The sequence below is a fragment of the Nonomuraea lactucae genome (genome assembly GCF_003313395.1).
Lineage (GTDB): Bacteria > Actinomycetota > Actinomycetes > Streptosporangiales > Streptosporangiaceae > Nonomuraea > Nonomuraea lactucae.
Genome location: NZ_QNFZ01000551.1, coordinates 1 through 1,742, shown reverse-complemented (window position 1 = coordinate 1,742; position 1,742 = coordinate 1). Strand labels below are relative to the sequence as shown.

Sequence of the window (1,742 nt, the reverse complement as noted above, 5' to 3'; positions counted from 1 at the left end):
GCCCCGGCCCCGGCCCCGGCACCGGCCTCGGCCCCGGCACCGGCCTCCGCTGGGGCGGCGCCGGTGGTGGTGTGGGTGGGTGGGGTGCTTCTTGCCGGGCGGGTGGCTGGGCCGCCGGCGGTGGCTCGCAGCTCGCTCGGCGTGAACCCGTACGTCTCCCGCATCGCCGCGTTGAACTGCCGCACGCTGCCGAACCCCGCCGCGAACGCCACATCCGTGACCGGAAGCGCCGTCTCCGTCAGCAACTGCTTGGCCAGGAGCAGCCGCTTGGTCCGCGCCACCGCGAGCGGGCCCACGCCCAGCTCGGCCACGAACAGCCTGTGCAGGTGGCGCTCGGTGATGTGCAGCCGCGCGGCCAGCCCCGCGACCCCCTGCTCGTCGGCGGCACCATCGTCGATGAGCCGCAGCGCCCGGCCGATGAGGTCGCCGCGCAGGTCCCAACCCGGGTCGCCGGGAGACAGCTCGGGACGGCACCGCTTGCACGGCCGGAAGCCCGCTGCCTCGGCGGAGGCCGCGTGCCGGTAGAACCGCACGTTGCGCGAGGCGGGAGTGCGGGCCGGGCAGATAGGGCGGCAGTAGATGCGCGTCGTCGTCACCGCCGTGTAGAAGCGCCCGTCGAACCGGGCGTCCCGGGCGGCGACCGCCCGGTAGCAGGAGTCGAAGTCGAGCTCGAGTGGTGACATGTCCACGACGCTATCCGCTGTCCGAGCCGTACGGCTGGCGGAAATCGGACCTCAGCGTGAAACAGCAGGTCAGCAGGTAGGAGCGGATGAGTGGCGGGAATCGGACCTGGCTGGACTTGGAGGTCAGGGTTCATGGCGCAGGGGTGAGAGGAGGACCGGTAGCCAGCTCAGCGCCATCATGATCGCGCCCGCCCAGAGCGACGCCCGCACACTCCACACCTCTCCGAGCACGCCGGCGAGCAGCCCGCCGAGAAGGAATGACGCTGGAGCTCACCTTCACGGCCCAGGACGTGGCCGACATCCGCTTCGCCGTGTCGCCCCTCGGCGAGGTCATCGCCAGCGTGCGCGTCGTGAAGGACCCCGCCGCCCACCCGATCCTGCGCCCCTGGGCCGATGAGGTGCGCCGCCGCCTGTCGGACGTCGACTGGCGGCTGCTGTCGGATCTCGTGCCCGTTCCGACGGTCTCGATCGCCGGGTTCACTTGCACCCCGCCGGCCATGTCGATCCCGACCTGGAGCTGGAGCTGGCCACGGTGCGGGCAGCCGCCGGACGCGTGCGCGCCGACCTCGACAACGTGCCCGGCCCGCGCACCAGAAGCATCGACGCCCTGTACGACGACCCGGAGAGGGGGCTCGAACGGCTGGCGGACGAGGTGGCCGCCTACCGGGAGGCCGCCATGGCCCCGTAGTGGCCGAGGATCAGGTCGCTGCTCGAAGGCGAGATCCTGCGCCGGGCGAGGCTGCTGGCGGAGGGCGGCGCGCGACGGATGCTGGCCGACCTCGACGACTCGGTCACCTGGCGGGACGGCCGGCTCCACCTGGAGCACCGGTACGTGTCGGGGGTCCGCTCGCTGCGCGGGCTGGGGCTGCTGCTCGTGCCGTGCGTGTTCGCCTGGCCCAGGGTCTTCTCCGTCACGACGCCGCCGTACCAGCCGACGGTCCGCTACCCGCCGCGCGGCATCGCCACGCTCTGGGAGCGCGGCGCGGTGGACGTGCCCGAGGCGCTGGCCGCCCCGGCGCCCGGCATCGAGGCGCCGGGCGGTGCTCGGCCGCACGCGCG

2 protein-coding genes and 1 pseudogene are annotated in these 1,742 nt (G+C 73.7%); 2 read left to right on the top strand and 1 reads right to left on the bottom strand.

Annotated elements, in window-relative coordinates:
- On the bottom strand, nucleotides 1-683 hold a 683-nt coding region (locus DQW85_RS23495; RefSeq protein ID WP_240197375.1), incomplete at its 3' end, for a bifunctional transcriptional activator/DNA repair enzyme AdaA.
- Between the two features lie 481 nt (nucleotides 684-1,164).
- On the opposite strand from DQW85_RS23495, the gene DQW85_RS23490 reads away from it, so the two are divergent.
- Together DQW85_RS23490 and DQW85_RS23485 are read left to right on the top strand one after the other, a co-directional pair.
- Nucleotides 1,165-1,371: a hypothetical protein gene (locus DQW85_RS23490; RefSeq protein ID WP_113702249.1), complete on the top strand. Its 207-nt coding sequence runs from the start codon at nucleotides 1,165-1,167 to the stop codon at nucleotides 1,369-1,371.
- 9 nt (nucleotides 1,372-1,380) lie between these two features.
- Nucleotides 1,381-1,742: pseudogene (locus DQW85_RS23485) on the top strand (hypothetical protein); the annotation flags it as partial.